The sequence below is a fragment of the Bradyrhizobium sp. Ken51 genome (assembly GCF_055807435.1).
Window position 1 is genome coordinate 76,125 of record NZ_JBVVPB010000029.1, and the last position, 15,911, is coordinate 92,035.

Consider the following 15,911-nt stretch of genomic DNA (forward strand, 5'->3'; position numbering starts at 1 on the left):
CCCAGCGTCGATCGGATCAAGTGCGACAGATTTGTGACGGTGAATTTCGCGCGGTGGAACGCGCTGGCATCTCAGGCTGCGATGACTTCGTCGTCTTGCTTCAGGCAGCCGGCAAACCCGCTCAGCGCACTGGTTTGATGTCCGGCACGACGCTGGATGAAGAGCGTCTCGACCTGCGCGTGCGAATGGCTCAGTGCGTGGATCGACACGCTGCCGTTGATCGCGCTACGTTCGACGACGGCGCGCGGCAGCAGCGTCACGCCCATGTCGGCGGCGACACAGCCGATCATGCCGTCGAGCGTGCCGAGCTCGAAGCGTGCGGCTGACGGCCAGCCGAACTCGACAAAGATCTGTTCCAGCCGCTGCCGGTAGGTGCAGCCGGTGCGGAACGCCAGCGCGGTCGGGCCGGATTCCGGCGTGCCGGCGCGCAGCTCGGCCAGCGTGGCCCAGCGCCGCGCGCTGACCAGCACCAGCTCTTCGCGGAACGCGCTTGTCGCGATGAGATCGGCATGCGCGATCGGACCTGCGACGAAGGCGCCGTCGAGCGTGCCTTCGAGCACGGAAGCGACGAGGTCGGCGGTGGGCGCGGTGCGCAGGCTCAGCCGGACGGCTGGAAAGCGGTGATGAAAGTCCGCGAGCAATGGCGGCAGCCGTACCGCCGCGGTCGTTTCCATCGAGCCGATCGCGAGCGGTCCCTTGGGCTCGCCGTCGTCGCAGGCCGCGAGCACGGCCTCGCGCGCCAGTGCGGACATCCGTTGCGCGTAAGGTAACAGCCTTTTGCCCGCGCCGGTCAGGGTCATGCCGCGGCTATGGCGTTCGAACAGCGGCGTACCGATCTCCGCCTCCAGCGCCTTCACGCGCTGGGTCACGTTGGACTGCACCGTGTTGAGCTCTTCGGCCGCGCGGGTGATGCCCCCGGTACGGGCGACGGCGGCGAAGGTCTGGATGTCGCTGAGTTCCATAATATCGTTTCTCTTTTGAGATGGCAGCGTTCGCAAGATTTCAATTTTAGAGAATGGTATTCGCGCCTAGTCTCCCTGTCCAGACCTGGGAGGTGCCATGCCGATCGCGACGTCGCTGACCACGCTATTGGAGATTGAGCATCCGATCCTGCTGGCGCCGATGGACGTCGTGGCAGGCAGCCGCCTCGTGGCGGCGGTAAGCCGCGCCGGCGGCTTCGGCATCCTGGGCGGCGGCTACGGCGAGAGGATTTGGCTGGAGCAGGAGATTGCCAAGCTCGCCGGCATGAAGGCGCCGTTCGGGATCGGCTTTATAACTTGGAGCCTCGCCAAGCGGCCCGAACTTCTCGACATTGCGCTCGCCGCAAACCCATCCGCGATCATGTTGTCGTTCGGCGATCCCGCACCCTTCGCGGCGAGCATCAAATGCGCCGGTGCACGCCTGATCTGCCAGGTGCAGGACGAGACGATGGCGCGGCAAGCGCTCGATGCGGGCGCTGATATCCTGATCGCACAGGGGACGGAGGCCGGCGGTCACGGCGCTTCGCGCACCACGATGGATCTCGTGCCGGCAATCGTCGATCTTGCCGCGGGTCGTGTGCCGGTGGTCGCGGCCGGCGGCATTGCCGATGGGCGGGGACTTGCGGCCATGATGATGCTCGGTGCAAGCGGCGTGCTGCTCGGCACGCGCTTCTACGCGAGCCAGGAGGCCGATGGTGCGGAAGAGGCCAAGCGGCGCATCTGCGCGGCAGATAGTGGCGCAACGGTGCGGGGAATCATTTTCGATCTCTCCCGCAACAATGTCTGGCCCGCGCCGTTTACCGGCCGGTGCCTTGTCAACGATCACGCCAGACGCTGGATCGGCCGCGAGGTCGAACTGATGCAGAATGTCGCCGCGGTCGGGGCCGACTATGCGGCCGCGAAGGCAGCCGGCAATTTCGACATCGCCGCGGTGATCGCGGGCGAGGCGGTCGGCCTGATCCATGATATTCCGTCTGCCGCCGAAATCGTCGAACGGATTGCGACCGAGGCCGAGCAACTGCTAACCGGTCGGCGCAATTCCAGCGTGTCCGCCTAAAGTGCGAGAGAACAACCATGTGGCCGAACCGTCGACTGATCGATCTCTTCAAGACCGAATTCCCGATCGTGCTGGCGCCGATGGCCGGCGTAATGGACGCGGAGTTGGTGATCGCCGTTGCGCAAGGCGGCGGGCTCGGCTCGCTGCCGAGCGCAATGCTGTCGCCGGAGAAGGCGCGCGAGCAGGTCAACATCATCCGGCAGCGCGTCTCCGCGCCGGTGAACATGAATTTCTTTTGCCACACACCGGTCGAGCTCACGGCCGAGGCGGAGGCGCGCTGGAAACAGCGCCTCGCGGGCTACTACAATGAGCATGGCCTCGATCCCGCCGCACCCATCAATGCCGCGAACCGCGCGCCGTTCGACGCCGGCTTCTGCGAGGTCGTGGAGGAGCTGAAGCCGGAGATCGTCAGCTTCCATTTCGGCTTGCCGGAGGACGCGCTGCTCAAGCGGGTCAAGGCGGCTGGATGTCTCGTCATCTCCTCGGCGACGACGGTGAAGGAAGCGGTCTGGCTCGAGCAGCACGGCGCTGATGCGGTGATCGCACAAGGTGCGGAGGCCGGCGGCCATCGTGGCATGTTCCTGACCGACAAGATCTCGGAACAGCCCGGCACCTTTGCGCTGGTACCGCAGGTGGTCGACGCGGTGAAGGTCCCGGTGATTGCGGCCGGCGGCCTTGCGGACGGCCGCGGCATCGCAGCCGCCTTCGCGCTCGGTGCGGCCGGCGTGCAGATCGGAAGTGCCTATCTGCGCTGTCCGGAATCCAAGGTCGGTGCGGCGGCACGCGCGGCGCTCGCCGAGGGGCGGGATGATTCAACCGTCATCACCAATGTCATGACCGGGCGGCCGGCGCGCGGCGTCCAGAACCGCCTGATGCGCGAGGCGGGCCCGATTTCGCCGGACGCGCCGCCATTTCCCCATGCCGCAACGGCGCTGGGACCGCTGAAGGCGGCTGCCGAAAAGCAGGGCAGGGTGGATTTCACCAATCTCTGGGCCGGGCAGGCGATCGCCCTGGGCCGCGAGGTCCCGGCAGCGGAATTGACGCGGGATCTCGCCAAATCGGCGCTTGCCCGGATGAAGGCCCTCGCCGGATAGGTCCCGCGGCCGGTTGCGGCGCAAAAGCGGCCTCTGCTATACGGCACATAGGTTTTGCCGTGAGAGGCCTTATATAATGTCCGTCGACGCCGCTACCGTCCGCCGCATCGCGCATCTGGCGCGCATTGCGGTTTCAGAGGGCGAGGTTCCGCATCTGCAGGGCGAGCTCAACGCCATGCTCGCTTTTGTCGAGCAGCTCTCGGAGGTCGATGTCGAGGGTGTGGAGCCCATGACCTCGGTCACCCCGATGCAGATGAAGAAGCGGCAGGATTTGGTCAATGACGGCGAGATCGCCGACGATATCGTTGCCAACGCGCCTGCGACCGAAGGTCACTTCTATCTTGTACCCAAGGTCGTCGAGTAATTTACATAGCGTTTTCGAGCGAAGTGGAAACCGGTTCGCATAAAGAAAACGCGTCAAACTAAAGAGTCTTAGGACGCTGTCGATGTGCATGCTTTGCGACGACGAGAAGGCCTATCAGGCCTACATGAACTATCTCGACAAGATGGAGCGGCAGGGCAAGGCTGCCGACCCCAACGTCGCCGTCAATGCCGTGCTCGACGAGATCGAGGCGGCTGCGAAAGCGGCCGCCAAGAAAGACGACCCGGCCAACGACAAGTCCCTGTCTCCGTTCTTCTGCAGCCCGATCAATAAATGACCGATTTGACATCGCTGACGCTCGCGGAGGCCCGCAAGGGCCTCGCGGCCAAGACTTTTACGTCCCTTGAGCTGACCGACGCGCATCTGAACGCGATCGAAGCCGCGCGCGTGCTCAATGCTTTCGTCATGGAGACGCCCGACCGCGCGCGTGACATGGCGAAGGCCGTCGACGAGAAGATCGCCAAGGGTGATGCGGGACCGCTCGCCGGCATTCCGCTCGGCATCAAGGACCTGTTTGCGACCAAGGGCGTCCGCACCACCGCGTGCTCGAAAATCCTCGGCAATTTCGTGCCGACTTACGAGTCCACCATCACCTCGCAGCTCTGGCGCGACGGCGCGGTGATGCTGGGCAAGCTCAACAATGACGAGTTCGCGATGGGCTCGGCGAACGAGACCTCGTGCTTCGGCCCCGTCGGCAATCCCTGGCGGCGTGATGGCTCCAACACGACGCTGGTGCCGGGCGGCTCGTCCGGCGGCTCGGCCTCGGCCGTTGCGGCGCTGCTGTGCATGGGTGCGACCGCGACCGATACTGGCGGCTCGATCCGTCAGCCGGCGGCGTTCACCGCGACCGTCGGCATCAAGCCGACCTACGGCCGCTGTTCGCGCTGGGGCATCGTCGCTTTTGCCTCCTCGCTCGACCAGGCCGGTCCGATCGCGCGCAGCACGCGCGATGCCGCGATACTGCTGCGCTCGATGGCCGGCCACGATCCGAAGGACACGACCTCGGTCGACATGCCCGTGCCGGATTACGAGGCTGCGATCGGCAAGTCCGTGAAGGGCATCCGGATCGGCATTCCCAAGGAGTATCGTCTCGACGGCATGCCGGCCGAGATCGAAAAGCTCTGGAGCGAGGGCGCGGCCTGGCTGAAAGCGGCCGGCGCCGAGCTCGTCGAGGTGTCGCTGCCGCACACCAAATACGCGTTGCCGGCCTATTACATTGTGGCGCCGGCGGAGGCGTCCTCCAACCTCGCCCGCTACGACGGCGTGCGCTTCGGCCTGCGCGAGCAGGGCCGAAACATCAACGAACTCTACGAGAACACCCGCGCAGAAGGTTTTGGCGCCGAGGTGAAGCGCCGCGTCATGATCGGCACCTACGTGCTCTCGGCCGGCTATTACGACGCCTATTATTTGCGTGCCCAGAAGGTGCGCACGCTGATCAAGAAGGACTTTGAGGATTGCTTCGCCAAGGGCGTCGACGCGATCCTGACGCCGGCGACGCCGTCGGCGGCGTTCGGCATCGGCGAGAAGGGCGGCGCGGACCCCGTCGAGATGTACCTCAACGACATCTTCACGGTGACCGTGAACATGGCGGGCCTGCCGGGCATCGCCGTGCCCGCCGGCAAGGATGCGCAGGGCCTGCCGCTCGGCCTGCAGCTGATCGGCCGGCCATTCGACGAGGAGACGCTGTTCTCGCTCGGCGAGGTGATCGAGCAGGCCGCCGGCCGCTTCACGCCGGCGAAATGGTGGTGAGCATGGCGGCGTATATCGCCAGCCTTGACGGCGCCGCGCCGCCGCCGGATCTCAGCGCGCCGCTCGCCGCACTGTGGTGGGCCGCCAAGGGTGACTGGGACCAGGCGCACAGAATCGTCCAGGACGAGAGCAGCCGCGAGGCCGCCTGGGTGCACGCCTATCTGCATCGCGTCGAGGGCGACCTTGGCAATGCCGGCTATTGGTACCGCCAAGCCCGCCAGCCCGTGGCAACGGATTCATTACAAGCAGAGTGGGAGCGGATCGCTGCCACGCTGCTCGGGAGCAAGACATGAGCACGGCCACGCACAAGCTTCTGAAGGGCTCAACCGGTGACTGGGAGATGGTCATCGGCCTGGAGGTCCACGCTCAGGTGACGTCGAACGCGAAGCTGTTCTCCGGTGCCTCCACCGCGTTCGGCGGCGAGCCGAACACGCATGTGTCGCTGGTCGACGCGGCGATGCCGGGCATGCTGCCCGTCATCAACGAGGAATGCGTCAGGCAGGCTGTCCGGACCGGATTAGGCCTCAACGCGCAGATCAATCTGCGCTCGGTGTTCGACCGCAAGAACTATTTCTATCCGGACTCGCCGCAGGGCTACCAGATCAGCCAGTACAAGTCGCCAATCGTCGGCGAAGGCGAGGTCGTGGTCGAACTGGACGGCGGCAAGACCGCCACGATCGGCATCGAGCGGCTGCATCTGGAACAGGATGCCGGCAAATTGCTGCACGATCAGTCGCCGACCATGTCCTATGTCGACCTCAACCGCTGCGGCGTGGCGCTGATGGAGATCGTGTCGAAACCCGACATCCGCGATGCCGAGCAGGCCAAGGCCTATGTGACCAAGCTGCGCTCGATCCTGCGCTATCTCGGCACCTGCGACGGCGACATGGAGAAGGGATCCCTGCGCGCCGACGTCAACGTCTCCGTGCGCAAGCCGGGCGCGCCGCTCGGCACCCGCTGCGAGATCAAGAACATGAACTCGATCACCTTCATCGGCCAGGCGATCGAGTACGAGGCCCGGCGCCAGATCGAAATCCTCGAGGAGGGCGGCGCGATCGACCAGGAGACCCGGCTCTACGACCCTAACAAGGGCGAGACGCGGTCGATGCGGTCCAAGGAAGAGGCGCACGACTACCGCTACTTCCCTGATCCCGACCTGCTGCCGCTGGAGTTCTCGCAAAGCTTTGTCGACGAGCTGAAGGCTGGGCTGCCCGAGCTGCCGGACCAGAAGAAGACGCGCTTCGTCGCGGATCTCGGCCTGTCGGCCTACGACGCCGGCGTGCTGGTCGCCGAGCGCGAGAGCGCGGTGTTCTACGAGACCGTGCTGGAGAAGCTCGCCAACCGCGCGCGCGATGGCAAGGTCGCCGCCAACTGGGTGATCAACGAGCTGTTCGGTCGTCTCAACAAGGAAGGCCGGGACATTACGGACTCTCCGGTCGATGCCGCACAGCTCTCAGGGATCATCGACCTGATCGGCGAGGGTACGATCTCCGGCAAGATCGCCAAGGATCTGTTCGAGATCGTTTGGCAGGAGGGCGGCGATCCCCGCGCGCTGGTCGAAAGCCGCGGCATGAAGCAGGTCACGGATCTTTCCGCGATCGAAAAGGTTGTCGACGACATCATCGCGGCCAATCCCGACAAGGCGGCGCAGGTCAAGGACAAGCCGCAGTCACTCGGCTGGTTCGTCGGCCAGGTGATGAAGGCATCCGGCGGCAAGGCCAACCCGCAGAGCGTCAACGAGCTGCTCAAGTCCAAGCTCGGCATCTGACCTCGCGCGTTCGAACGAGGTGACGGACAGGAGTCGTCACCTCGCTTTCGGTTCACGATGCGACGCTCGCGCGCATCCTCGGCGACGAACTTCATCCCGATCGAACGCGACACGCCGACCGAATCGCCGTCACGCGATTCGCGCAAAACGGCGACTTGCACACGCTCTGACGAGCCCTCGCGCCGTTAATCATGAAAATATTTTCGTTGCCAAAAGTCGCGACTCAGAGTCCGCGAAGCGCCTTCGCGAGGCGCTCGCGCGATCGGCGCGATACGTCATGACATCGATCGCGCGCGATGCGCGCGTGCAGAAAAATACTTGCTGCATAGTGTTTTTCTGCAGTCGCATCTTTTGCAAACGTCGATGCCGCGGGCACTCTCTGCGATCGCAAGCACAACTCATGCAGTCCGCTTGCATCGCGTTCGCCAGCGCAGGCGCGTTTCGCCGTCAACACTTCTTTAAGCGAGACGCTGTTTTTTTCGTTGTGTTGGTGTATTCGGGATGAGTGTGCACTCGATCCCCGACTGCATGCAGCGATTAAGCCATCTCACACATCGGAGGGCAACATGGCCAAGAAAGCTAAGAAGGCAAAGAAGGCGAAGAAGGCGAAGAGCGCAGTGAAGAAGACTGCGAAGAAGACCCGCAAGGTCGCCAAGAAGAAGTAACTTCGCTTTTTGAAGTTGCCGGCTCCTAGAGAGCCGGCACGTCATCAGCGCCTCTCAAAAGGTTCTGGTCGACGATAGAGGGTGTCGGCGAGACATCAGGTCAACGGTCGGATCGTTCTCTTCGCGGGTTCGCTCGCTAAGCCCGATCCGGCAGAAGAAACAGGTTTTCTTCGTTCGGTGCGGTTCTCCGTAAGGGCTCCGCAATTTCACAAGCGGCCTTCGGGCCAACGTGGAATCTGGTCCTGACGTGTTCGCCGACGCCCTCGTTCTCTTGAGGCCGGGGTATTGCCGGCATTCCCATCTCCCGACATTGTTGATCTGACCGCGGCGTGGCTGTGCTGCCTTGAGCAGGCCGGGCTCTCGCATGTGACGTCTCGGCGACGCCTGAGCGAGCGCCTCGTCCTTCGAGACGACCGCTTCGCGGCCTCCTCAGGATAAGGCTCGGCTGCGTCCATCTGCGTTGATGCTGCCGCATACTCATCCCCATCCTGACGGCCCGCCGCAGGCGGGCGTCTCGAAGGATGGCCGCAGTCGAACTTCCAGCCATATGTTTCTTCATATGCGCGCGCTTCTTGAGCAGGGAGGCTGCGGCGCTGTTGCACGCTGTTCGCGCGCCGCTTCTCCATTCGCCGTGTCGTCGCCTGGCTCCGACCTGGCGATCCAGTTCGCCGCGGCTTCTCGTGGGACCATTGCTGTCTCTGGAATACCGGTGACGGCAGCGGGCGGGGACACCACAGGACACGCGTCACCGTGCGCGATGGTTATCGTTCTCCCAAAATCCCAAGGTAAACCGAATCTAACAAATTGCAGAAGTGCCTGCGAAACCGGGATTTCTTGTATTTGTCGTGCGCCCCTGGGGCTGGCGCGTTTACGTCTGCTTCATCGCGATACTTAAACTGCCATTCAAATTTGCCCGCCATCATTACCTCCAACAAGCCGGCAAACGGCACGGGCAAGAAACCCCGGGATGAGTTGAACAGTTGATTGGACGGGAGCCGCGCTCGGGGGACGAGGCGGCATAAGAAAAAAGGGGATGCGTTATGTTTCAGGGTACTTTCGATCTGGAGACCGCGACGCCCATCGACGCAGGCGCGCTGTCGGACGTGCTGTTCGAGCGCGGCCTCTATTGGGCGAGCGGACGCTCCGGTCTTGTCGATCTCGTCGCCGCGCACAAATGGTTCAACCTCGCCGCGCTCAAGGGCCGCAAGGACGCCGTGACACTGCGCCAGGAAGTCGCCGGACAGATGTCGGACGCCGATATCTCGGCCGCGCAGCGCGACGCGAGGGCGTGGGTCTCCGCCCACTGAGCGGAGAATCAGGTCCCGGACGTCGTTTCGGAGGTGAACCTGGCTTTCGCTGAATCAGGTTCCCTCGTGGTCCTCCATCCGGTTCGGAGCGGCATGAGACCGCCGTCGGGTGTCAGGTGAAGGAACGCACAGATCTCAGATTCTGCTGAGGAGTGGCGGAGAGGGAGGGATTCGAACCCTCGATACAGCTTGAGACCGTATGACGCTTTAGCAAAGCGTTGCCTTCAGCCACTCGGCCACCTCTCCGGTGCGAGCCTTATGCATCTAATTACTTGGGCTGGTCAATTTGGAAGCGTGTGTTTTTGCTCGAATATTCCCAGCGAATTCCGAAACCAAGAGGTTTGCTCCCGGGGCGAGAACGTAACGCCGCGATAACGGACACAAAGCTGGAGGTTCTGGCGCCTGTATGATGAGCGGTTTTGGCGCGGACAAAGGCTCCCTTTATCCACGTAAACGACTGATTTTGCTATCAAATTAGATCGGATCACTCGCGCGGGGGACGACTGCCTTCGCCGCCGATCGCCTCTGTCGAGTGATGCATTTGCAAGTGATTGATTTGATTGCCTCTTTCCCCGATTCGCCACAAGCTGAGGAGCGGTGATCGCTCTCGGATCGGCCGACGGGTCCCGTGTCAGGCTGCGGAAAGGCTCTCACTATTATAGTCGGGATAACTCGCTCGCCGGCCGAGGAGCCGCCCCGTCGCGCCAGGCGTCGCCGCAAGGAAGGCCAATAGTTCTCCCTTTGCTTTGCCGCCAACGGGCATCGCGAGAAAGCCCGCCTGACGCTTCGCACCCCAGCTCTTCGCCGGTGGCTCAAGTACTGGCGACGATGGCAGCTGCCGCCAACGGACTCACCGCAGCGCGTCGAGGGAGGATGATCGCTACTCCACGCTGCCGGCGCCGCGGCGCAAATCGGCTTCGATCTGCAACCGCGTGCCGCCGCCGAAGCGGGCGCGGTAGACCTGAAGGTTCTCCATGATCCGCTGCACGTAGTTGCGCGTCTCGGAGAACGGGATCAGCTCGACCCAGTCGACCGCGTCGACCTTGGGGTCGCGCGGATCGCCGTAGCGATCGATCCACTTCTTCACACTGCCGCGGCCGGCATTGTAGGCGGCGAAGGTCATGATGTAGGAGCCGCGATAGTCCTCGAGCAGCCCACCGAGCTCGGCCGAGCCGAGCGTGGCGTTGTAGGCCGAATCGTTCTTCAGACGCCCCAGATCGTAGGTCCCGCCGTGCCGCTTGCAGACATAGCGCGCAGCGTCCGGCGTCACCTGCATCAGCCCATAGGCCTGCGCCGGCGAGACGACCGAAGGATTGAAGGCGCTCTCCTGCCGCGCAATGGCGTAGATGATGCTGCGTTCGACCTCGGGGCCGATCGGCGTGAACTGCGGAATGCCGTTGACGGGATAGGCATAGAAATCGAACGGCAGCCCGCGATTGAGCGCGGCCTTGCCGAGCAGCAGCATGCCGCGCGCGTCGCTGTAGCGCTGGGTGAGCTCGCCGAGGCCGGCAAGCGCTTCGGGATCGCCGTTCTCGCCCATGTCGGCGAGAACAGGTATCGCCATCTCACGCTCGTCGAGCTCGTAGAGCAGCTGCGCGGCGCGCACGATCTCCAGCCGTTCGGCACCGCGGCTGCGCGGCTGCGCGTTGAGCTCGATCTGCGGCAGGCCGAGCTTGGCGCGTGCGAGCTGGCCGTAATAGCTAGTGGATTGCTCGGCTGCCCGCGCGTAGGCGTTACGCGCCTCCTGCTGGCGGCCTGCAGCTTCGGCGGCGCGGCCCTGCCAATAGCCGGCGCGCGCCAGCGCGGTCGGATTGACGCTGCCGATCCCGATGCGGGCAAAATGCTGGGTGGCGGCCGCGGGATCGTTGAGGAAGCGCAGCGCGATCCAGCCGGCGGTGAACTCCTGCTCGGTCTTGTAGATGTCGCGGGAGGGCAGGGCCGCATCGCGCGCGATCAGATAGGCGCTGCGGAATTCCTCGGTGTCGATCATCTTGCGCGCCAGGAGGCGCCGCTCGATCCACCATTCGTCGAGATTGTGGAGCCGGCCCGGATCCTTCGGTGCCGACAGCATGAGCTGGGCGGCTTCGGCAAATTTCTCCTCGCGACGCAGCAGCTGGATCTTGCTGAAGATGAAGCCGGGATCGCCGTGCAGCTCGCGCGGCACGGCTTCGAGCAGCGCACGAGCGTTTGGCGCTTTCTTGAGGGAGGCGATGCGGGCCTTGGCGAGTGCGACATAGCCGGCCCCGAGGCGCTTTGCAGCACGCAGTGCGGCCTCGTTCTCGCTGCCGTAGAGCAGCGTGTCCATCCGCGCCTTCTGATCGCCGGGCGTCAGCAGCGCGCCGAACTGGTCGAGTGCGTTGTTCTCGGTGTCTTCCGACATCGGATCGCTGCGCCAGGCATCGCGCACCAGACGTTCGGCGTTGGCGCGATCGCCGCGCGCCAGCATCGCCTTGGCGAGCGTGAAGCGGCCCTTGGCGGACACGGGGGATTCGTTCTCGAACCACGACCACGCGACCTGGTCGTCGCGCCTGTCGTCCCACATCGCGGCCTCCAGGCGCCGGCGCAGGAAGGTCTGCGACGGCCAGCTCGGATTGGCGGACAGGAAGGCGCGGTAGCGCTCCACAGTCGCGCCATTGTCCTCGCTGCGAAGGATGATCCATTCCGCCAGTTTTCGCGCGACTGGATCGGAGATCGTGGCCGCGGCATTGCTGGCGTCGCCCGCCTTGCGCTTGCGCACGAGCTCGATCACGGTCTCCAGCGTGTCCTTGTCGGCTTGCGACGTCGAGGAGGTCGCAGCAACCGCAGCCGGTGTGACCGGCTTGCGCGGGGCGGCATGCTGGCGGGTCGCCGGAGCCAGGACAGGAGCCGCGAGGGGCTTGGCGGGGGCCGGGACGGTCGGTCTGACGGTGGCCGTCGCAGCCGGCGCGGGTGCGGTCTTCGGGACCGAGCCGCCAGCGGTCGGCGTTGACTTTGGCGCGGCCGCCGTAGGCTTCAGCTTCTCCTTCGCAGGTTCTTTGCCTGCGTTCTTGCCTGCGTTCTTGCCAGCATCCTTGGCAGGCTTCTTCGCAACATCCTTGGCGGGGGCACTGGTCGCGCCGTTGCTTGCCCCCTTGGCGGCGTCCTTCGAAATTTCCTTGCCGGTTCCCTTGGACGCCCCCTTCGTAGAGTCCTTGGCGGCTGGCTTGGCCGCGGGTTTCCCGGTTTCCTTCGCGGTTTCCTTGACGGTCTCCGCGGTTGTCTCATTGGATTTGGCCCAGGCGGCGCAGCCGGCCGACAGCCCTGCCATCAGGCACACGATCAGAGTAGTGGATCGCCATGCGGCGCGCGGAAAGGAGATCACGGCGTTTCGTCGCCCCGAATCAGTCAATTGGCTCAAGACCCAGCTGTACAAGATCTGGCTGTATTTGATTGAATATGCGGACAAAATACCAACAGCCGCTTACCTTCGCCGGGTTTGCACCACCACCGCGGCAAAATCGCGGCCTAAACGGTGCGTCACGCCGAGGCGGGTCTTTTACCGGCGGGATAGACCCGATATGAATGCGGCTTGCTCAAGATTGCCGCGTACGGAGGAAGTCCATGGCAGCCAAGACGAAATTCCGGGGATCGTTCACCGCCTTGGTCACGCCGTTCAAGAACGGCTCGCTGGACGAGGCGGCGTTCCGCTCCCTGGTCAACTGGCAGATTTCAGAGGGCACCAACGGCCTGGTCCCGGTCGGCACCACCGGCGAGAGCCCGACGCTGAGCCATGACGAGCACAAGAAGGTCGTCGAATGGTGCATCGAGGAAGCGAAAGGCCGCGTGCCTGTCGTCGCCGGCGCCGGCTCCAACTCGACCAAGGAGGCGATCGAGCTCGCCCAGCACGCCGAGAAGGCGGGCGCGAACGCGGTTCTGGTCGTGACGCCCTACTACAACAAGCCGACCCAGGAAGGCATGTACCAGCACTTCAAGGCGATCAACGACGCGATCGGGATTCCGATTATCATCTACAACATCCCGCCGCGCTCGGTGATCGACATGTCGGTCGACACCATGGCGCGGCTGTGGGAGCTGAAGAACATCGCCGGCGTCAAGGACGCCACCGCCAGCATGGTCCGCGTCTCGCAGCAGCGCGCGGCGATGGGCGAGGACTTCAACCAGCTCTCGGGCGAGGATGCGACGATCCTCGGTTACATGGCCCATGGCGGCCATGGCTGCATCTCGGTGACCTCGAACGTCGCGCCGCGGCTGTGCTCAGAGTTCCAGGCCGCCTGGGCGAAGGGCGATCATGCCACCGCGCTGAAGCTGCACGACAAGCTGATGCCGCTGCACAATAATCTCTTCATCGAGAGCAATCCGGCGCCGATCAAGTACGCGCTGTCGCTGCTCGGCAAGCTGGACGAGACGTTGCGGCTGCCGATGGTGCCGGTCACCGAGCCGACCCGCGTTGCCGTGCGCAGCGCGATGGTTCATGCCGGCCTCATCAACTGACGCGCTAGCCGATCGGGGAGCTTTCATGGCGATCGAGGAAAGAGGCACGCGGATGCTCACGGAGTTCCGCGAGTTCGCCATGAAGGGCAACGTCGTCGACCTCGCGGTCGGCGTCATCATCGGCGCGGCCTTTGGCGCCATCGTAACATCGCTGGTCGGCGACGTGATCATGCCGATCATCGGCGCAGCCACCGGCGGCCTCGACTTCTCGAACTACTTCACGCCGCTTTCGGGCAAGGTCACCGCCGCAAACCTCGCGGACGCGAAAAAGCAGGGCGCCGTCTTGGCTTGGGGCAACTTCCTCACGCTGACGATCAACTTCATCATCATTGCCTTCGTGCTGTTCCTGGTGATCCGTGCCATGAACAAGTTGAAGCGCAAGGACGAGGCGCAGCCTGCCGCTCCACCAAAGCCGTCGGCCGAGGTCGAGCTCCTGACCGAGATCCGCGATCTCCTCAAGAAGTCTTGACGCGCGCGCTTCATCCAAACTGTTAGCGTCCTCGCGCATCCCGATCAGGTTTGTCATCCATGGCCGACAAGAACGAACGTCCGATCAAGGTCATGGCGGAAAACCGTAAGGCCCGCTTCAACTATGCGATCGAGGATACGATCGAAGTCGGCATTGCGTTGACCGGCACCGAGGTCAAGTCGATCCGCAGCGGCAAGAGCACCATCGCGGAATCCTACGCCGATTCCAAGGACGGCGAGATCTGGCTGATCAACGCCACCATTCCCGAATATCTCCAGGGCAACCGCTTCAATCACGAGCCCAAGCGGCCTCGAAAACTGCTGCTGCATCGCAAGCAGATCAACAAGCTGATGGGTGCGGTCGACCGCGAAGGCATGACGCTGATCCCGCTCAAGCTTTATTTCAACGAGCGTGGTCGCGCCAAATTGCAGCTCGCGGTTGCAAAAGGCAAGAAGCTGCACGACAAGCGCGAGTCCGAGAAGAAGCGCGACTGGAGCCGGGAGAAGGGCCGCCTGATGCGGGCGAGGGGATAGCGGGATGACTCAGAGAAACCTGCTCGAGGTTGATTGGACCCGGATTCCCGCACCAGCGGACGACGGCGGCGCCGCGCACCTGAAAGGCATGACGCTGCCGCCGGTCAGCCTGCTCGCCACCGACGACACGTCAGTCGCGCTGTCGGCGCTGCGTGGCCGGACCGTGGTGTTCGCCTATCCGCGCACCGGCGAGCCCGGCAAGATCGCGCTGGTCGATGATTGGGACATGATCCCGGGCGCGCGCGGTTGCACGCCGCAGACTTGCGCATTTCGCGATCTGTTCGCCGAGCTGAAGGCCGCCGGCGCCGCGCAGGTGTACGGCCTCTCGACCCAAAGCAACGCGTACCAGACCGAGATGGCCTCGCGGCTGCATCTGCCGTTCCCGGTGCTCTCGGACGAGAAGCTGGCGCTTACGAGCGCCCTGAATTTGCCGACGATGGACGTCGCGGGCCTGACGCTGATCAAGCGCCTTGCGCTGATCGTCGACGACGCCAGGATCACGCATGTGTTCTATCCGGTGTTTCCGCCCGACCGGAACGCCGGCGATGTCCTGGACTGGCTGAAGGCCAATCCGGCCAAGGGCTTGTCTAAGGATTAGTCGAGGTCGGCCTTCACCTTCGCGAACACGGAGCGGAACATGTCCGGCGTCAGCACGCGGGTGTTCGTGTTGTAGCGGGAGCAGTGATAGCTGTCGTAGAGCCTGAATGCGCCGGCCTGATGCACGGCGCCGTGGCCGAAGGGGGCTTGCGATCCCTTCAGGTTCAGCGGCTTGAGCACGGTATCGTGCGCAATGCGCCCGAGCGCGACAATCGCGCGCAGGTTCGGCATCGTTGCGAGATTCGCGGCGAGAAACTGCCGGCAGGTGTTGATCTCGACCGGTAGCGGCTTGTTCTGCGGCGGCACGCAATGCACCGCATTGGCGATCCGACAGTCGACCAGCTTCAGGCCGTCGTCGGGACGCGCCTCATATTTGCCCTTGGCGAAGCCGTATTCGAGCAGCGTGGCGTAGAGCAGGTCGCCGGCATAATCGCCGGTGAACGGACGGCCGGTGCGGTTGGCGCCCTGCATCCCAGGCGCAAGGCCGACGATCAGCAGGCGCGCCTTGATGTCGCCGAAAGGCGCAACCGGCGCGTTATGCCACAATGGCTCGCGCGCGCGGTTCGCCTCGCGAAAAGCGACCAGGCGCGGACAGAGCGGACAGTCACGGTCGGGGACGAGGCTGAGAGGCTGGCGGCTTGACCGGGCCGCCTCACTCCTCGAAGTCGTCATCGCCCCTCGCCGGCGCCATCGTGGTTGCGCGCTGGAGGAACTGCGGAGCGTGGTGGCGCGCCTCGCGGTCGCCGCGGTCACGCGGGGCGGGGCGTTCGGACGGGTCGCGGCCGAGCTTGGACTGCAGCTCGACGAGGTCGGTGAAGACGTCGGCCTGGCGGCGCAGCT

15 protein-coding genes, 1 tRNA gene and 1 pseudogene are annotated in these 15,911 nt (G+C 64.3%); 12 read left to right on the top strand and 5 right to left on the bottom strand.

Annotation, left to right across the window (positions count from 1 at the left end):
* Positions 1 to 71: 71 nt before the first annotated feature.
* Complete coding sequence (locus AC0L27_RS33275) at positions 72 to 962, bottom strand: LysR family transcriptional regulator (RefSeq protein WP_354210734.1); 891 nt, start codon at positions 960 to 962, stop codon at positions 72 to 74.
* A gap of 97 nt (positions 963 to 1,059) precedes the next feature.
* Between AC0L27_RS33275 and AC0L27_RS33280 the strand changes: the two genes are divergently transcribed.
* The 8 genes from AC0L27_RS33280 to AC0L27_RS33315 all read left to right on the top strand — a co-directional run bounded on the left by AC0L27_RS33280 (position 1,060) and on the right by AC0L27_RS33315 (position 9,002).
* Positions 1,060 to 2,037: an NAD(P)H-dependent flavin oxidoreductase gene (locus tag AC0L27_RS33280; RefSeq protein ID WP_275167897.1), complete on the top strand. Its 978-nt coding sequence runs from the start codon at positions 1,060 to 1,062 to the stop codon at positions 2,035 to 2,037.
* A gap of 17 nt (positions 2,038 to 2,054) precedes the next feature.
* Positions 2,055 to 3,131 carry an NAD(P)H-dependent flavin oxidoreductase gene (locus AC0L27_RS33285; protein ID WP_275167896.1) on the top strand — a complete coding sequence of 359 codons (1,077 nt, stop codon included), beginning with the start codon at positions 2,055 to 2,057 and terminating at the stop codon, positions 3,129 to 3,131.
* Positions 3,132 to 3,207: 76 nt separating this feature from the next.
* Complete coding sequence (gene gatC, locus AC0L27_RS33290) at positions 3,208 to 3,495, top strand: Asp-tRNA(Asn)/Glu-tRNA(Gln) amidotransferase subunit GatC (RefSeq protein ID WP_275167895.1); 288 nt, start codon at positions 3,208 to 3,210, stop codon at positions 3,493 to 3,495.
* Positions 3,496 to 3,577: 82 nt separating this feature from the next.
* A complete protein-coding gene (locus AC0L27_RS33295; RefSeq protein ID WP_007611210.1) occupies positions 3,578 to 3,790 on the top strand; it encodes a hypothetical protein in 213 nt (70 codons plus the stop codon).
* Positions 3,787 to 5,262: an Asp-tRNA(Asn)/Glu-tRNA(Gln) amidotransferase subunit GatA gene (gatA, locus tag AC0L27_RS33300; RefSeq protein ID WP_275167894.1), complete on the top strand. Its 1,476-nt coding sequence runs from the start codon at positions 3,787 to 3,789 to the stop codon at positions 5,260 to 5,262. The genes AC0L27_RS33295 and gatA overlap by 4 nt, the downstream gene beginning before the upstream one ends.
* Positions 5,253 to 5,555, top strand: coding sequence for a hypothetical protein (locus AC0L27_RS33305; RefSeq protein WP_354210736.1), 303 nt, complete (start codon positions 5,253 to 5,255; stop codon positions 5,553 to 5,555). Before gatA ends, AC0L27_RS33305 begins: the two co-directional genes overlap by 10 nt.
* Positions 5,552 to 7,030: an Asp-tRNA(Asn)/Glu-tRNA(Gln) amidotransferase subunit GatB gene (gatB, locus tag AC0L27_RS33310; protein ID WP_275167892.1), complete on the top strand. Its 1,479-nt coding sequence runs from the start codon at positions 5,552 to 5,554 to the stop codon at positions 7,028 to 7,030. Before AC0L27_RS33305 ends, gatB begins: the two co-directional genes overlap by 4 nt.
* A 1,705-nt stretch (positions 7,031 to 8,735) precedes the next feature.
* Positions 8,736 to 9,002 carry a hypothetical protein gene (locus AC0L27_RS33315; RefSeq protein WP_275167891.1) on the top strand — a complete coding sequence of 89 codons (267 nt, stop codon included), beginning with the start codon at positions 8,736 to 8,738 and terminating at the stop codon, positions 9,000 to 9,002.
* Between the two features lie 153 nt (positions 9,003 to 9,155).
* Here the strand turns inward: AC0L27_RS33315 and AC0L27_RS33320 are convergent.
* Together AC0L27_RS33320 and AC0L27_RS33325 are read right to left on the bottom strand one after the other, a co-directional pair.
* Positions 9,156 to 9,248: transfer RNA gene (locus tag AC0L27_RS33320), tRNA-Ser, on the bottom strand.
* Between the two features lie 634 nt (positions 9,249 to 9,882).
* Positions 9,883 to 12,288 carry a transglycosylase SLT domain-containing protein gene (locus tag AC0L27_RS33325; RefSeq protein WP_354210777.1) on the bottom strand — a complete coding sequence of 802 codons (2,406 nt, stop codon included), beginning with the start codon at positions 12,286 to 12,288 and terminating at the stop codon, positions 9,883 to 9,885.
* Positions 12,289 to 12,581: 293 nt separating this feature from the next.
* Between AC0L27_RS33325 and dapA the strand changes: the two genes are divergently transcribed.
* Genes dapA through AC0L27_RS33345 form a run of 4 tightly spaced genes read left to right on the top strand, consistent with a single transcriptional unit; the run spans position 12,582 to position 15,072 of the window.
* A complete protein-coding gene (dapA, locus tag AC0L27_RS33330) occupies positions 12,582 to 13,472 on the top strand; it encodes a 4-hydroxy-tetrahydrodipicolinate synthase (protein ID WP_007603384.1) in 891 nt (296 codons plus the stop codon).
* A gap of 52 nt (positions 13,473 to 13,524) precedes the next feature.
* Entirely contained in the window at positions 13,525 to 13,941 is a 417-nt protein-coding gene (mscL, locus tag AC0L27_RS33335) for a large conductance mechanosensitive channel protein MscL (RefSeq protein WP_473305171.1), read from the top strand.
* Positions 13,942 to 14,000: 59 nt separating this feature from the next.
* Positions 14,001 to 14,474, top strand: a complete 474-nt coding sequence (smpB, locus tag AC0L27_RS33340) for an SsrA-binding protein SmpB (protein WP_027567292.1) — start codon at positions 14,001 to 14,003, stop codon at positions 14,472 to 14,474.
* Between the two features lie 4 nt (positions 14,475 to 14,478).
* Positions 14,479 to 15,072 carry a peroxiredoxin gene (locus AC0L27_RS33345; protein ID WP_275167887.1) on the top strand — a complete coding sequence of 198 codons (594 nt, stop codon included), beginning with the start codon at positions 14,479 to 14,481 and terminating at the stop codon, positions 15,070 to 15,072.
* On the opposite strand, the gene AC0L27_RS33350 is transcribed toward AC0L27_RS33345, so the two are convergent.
* Positions 15,069 to 15,743, bottom strand: a complete 675-nt coding sequence (locus tag AC0L27_RS33350; RefSeq protein ID WP_354210738.1) for a uracil-DNA glycosylase — start codon at positions 15,741 to 15,743, stop codon at positions 15,069 to 15,071. The genes AC0L27_RS33345 and AC0L27_RS33350 overlap by 4 nt on opposite strands.
* Positions 15,724 to 15,911: pseudogene (locus tag AC0L27_RS33355) on the bottom strand (LabA-like NYN domain-containing protein); the annotation flags it as partial. The pseudogene AC0L27_RS33355 and the gene AC0L27_RS33350, both read right to left, overlap by 20 nt.

Coding starts and splice junctions, on each gene's coding strand:
- AC0L27_RS33295 (WP_007611210.1), top strand. CDS start 3,578: ATGTGCATGCTTTGCGACGACGAGAAGGCCTATCAGGCCTACATGAAC.
- dapA (WP_007603384.1), top strand. CDS start 12,582: ATGGCAGCCAAGACGAAATTCCGGGGATCGTTCACCGCCTTGGTCACG.
- gatC (WP_275167895.1), top strand. CDS start 3,208: ATGTCCGTCGACGCCGCTACCGTCCGCCGCATCGCGCATCTGGCGCGC.
- AC0L27_RS33315 (WP_275167891.1), top strand. CDS start 8,736: ATGTTTCAGGGTACTTTCGATCTGGAGACCGCGACGCCCATCGACGCA.
- mscL (WP_473305171.1), top strand. CDS start 13,525: ATGCTCACGGAGTTCCGCGAGTTCGCCATGAAGGGCAACGTCGTCGAC.
- AC0L27_RS33350 (WP_354210738.1), bottom strand. CDS start 15,743: ATGACGACTTCGAGGAGTGAGGCGGCCCGGTCAAGCCGCCAGCCTCTC.
- AC0L27_RS33285 (WP_275167896.1), top strand. CDS start 2,055: ATGTGGCCGAACCGTCGACTGATCGATCTCTTCAAGACCGAATTCCCG.
- AC0L27_RS33345 (WP_275167887.1), top strand. CDS start 14,479: ATGACTCAGAGAAACCTGCTCGAGGTTGATTGGACCCGGATTCCCGCA.
- AC0L27_RS33275 (WP_354210734.1), bottom strand. CDS start 962: ATGGAACTCAGCGACATCCAGACCTTCGCCGCCGTCGCCCGTACCGGG.
- AC0L27_RS33305 (WP_354210736.1), top strand. CDS start 5,253: ATGGTGGTGAGCATGGCGGCGTATATCGCCAGCCTTGACGGCGCCGCG.
- gatB (WP_275167892.1), top strand. CDS start 5,552: ATGAGCACGGCCACGCACAAGCTTCTGAAGGGCTCAACCGGTGACTGG.
- AC0L27_RS33325 (WP_354210777.1), bottom strand. CDS start 12,288: ATGGCAGGGCTGTCGGCCGGCTGCGCCGCCTGGGCCAAATCCAATGAG.
- gatA (WP_275167894.1), top strand. CDS start 3,787: ATGACCGATTTGACATCGCTGACGCTCGCGGAGGCCCGCAAGGGCCTC.
- smpB (WP_027567292.1), top strand. CDS start 14,001: ATGGCCGACAAGAACGAACGTCCGATCAAGGTCATGGCGGAAAACCGT.
- AC0L27_RS33280 (WP_275167897.1), top strand. CDS start 1,060: ATGCCGATCGCGACGTCGCTGACCACGCTATTGGAGATTGAGCATCCG.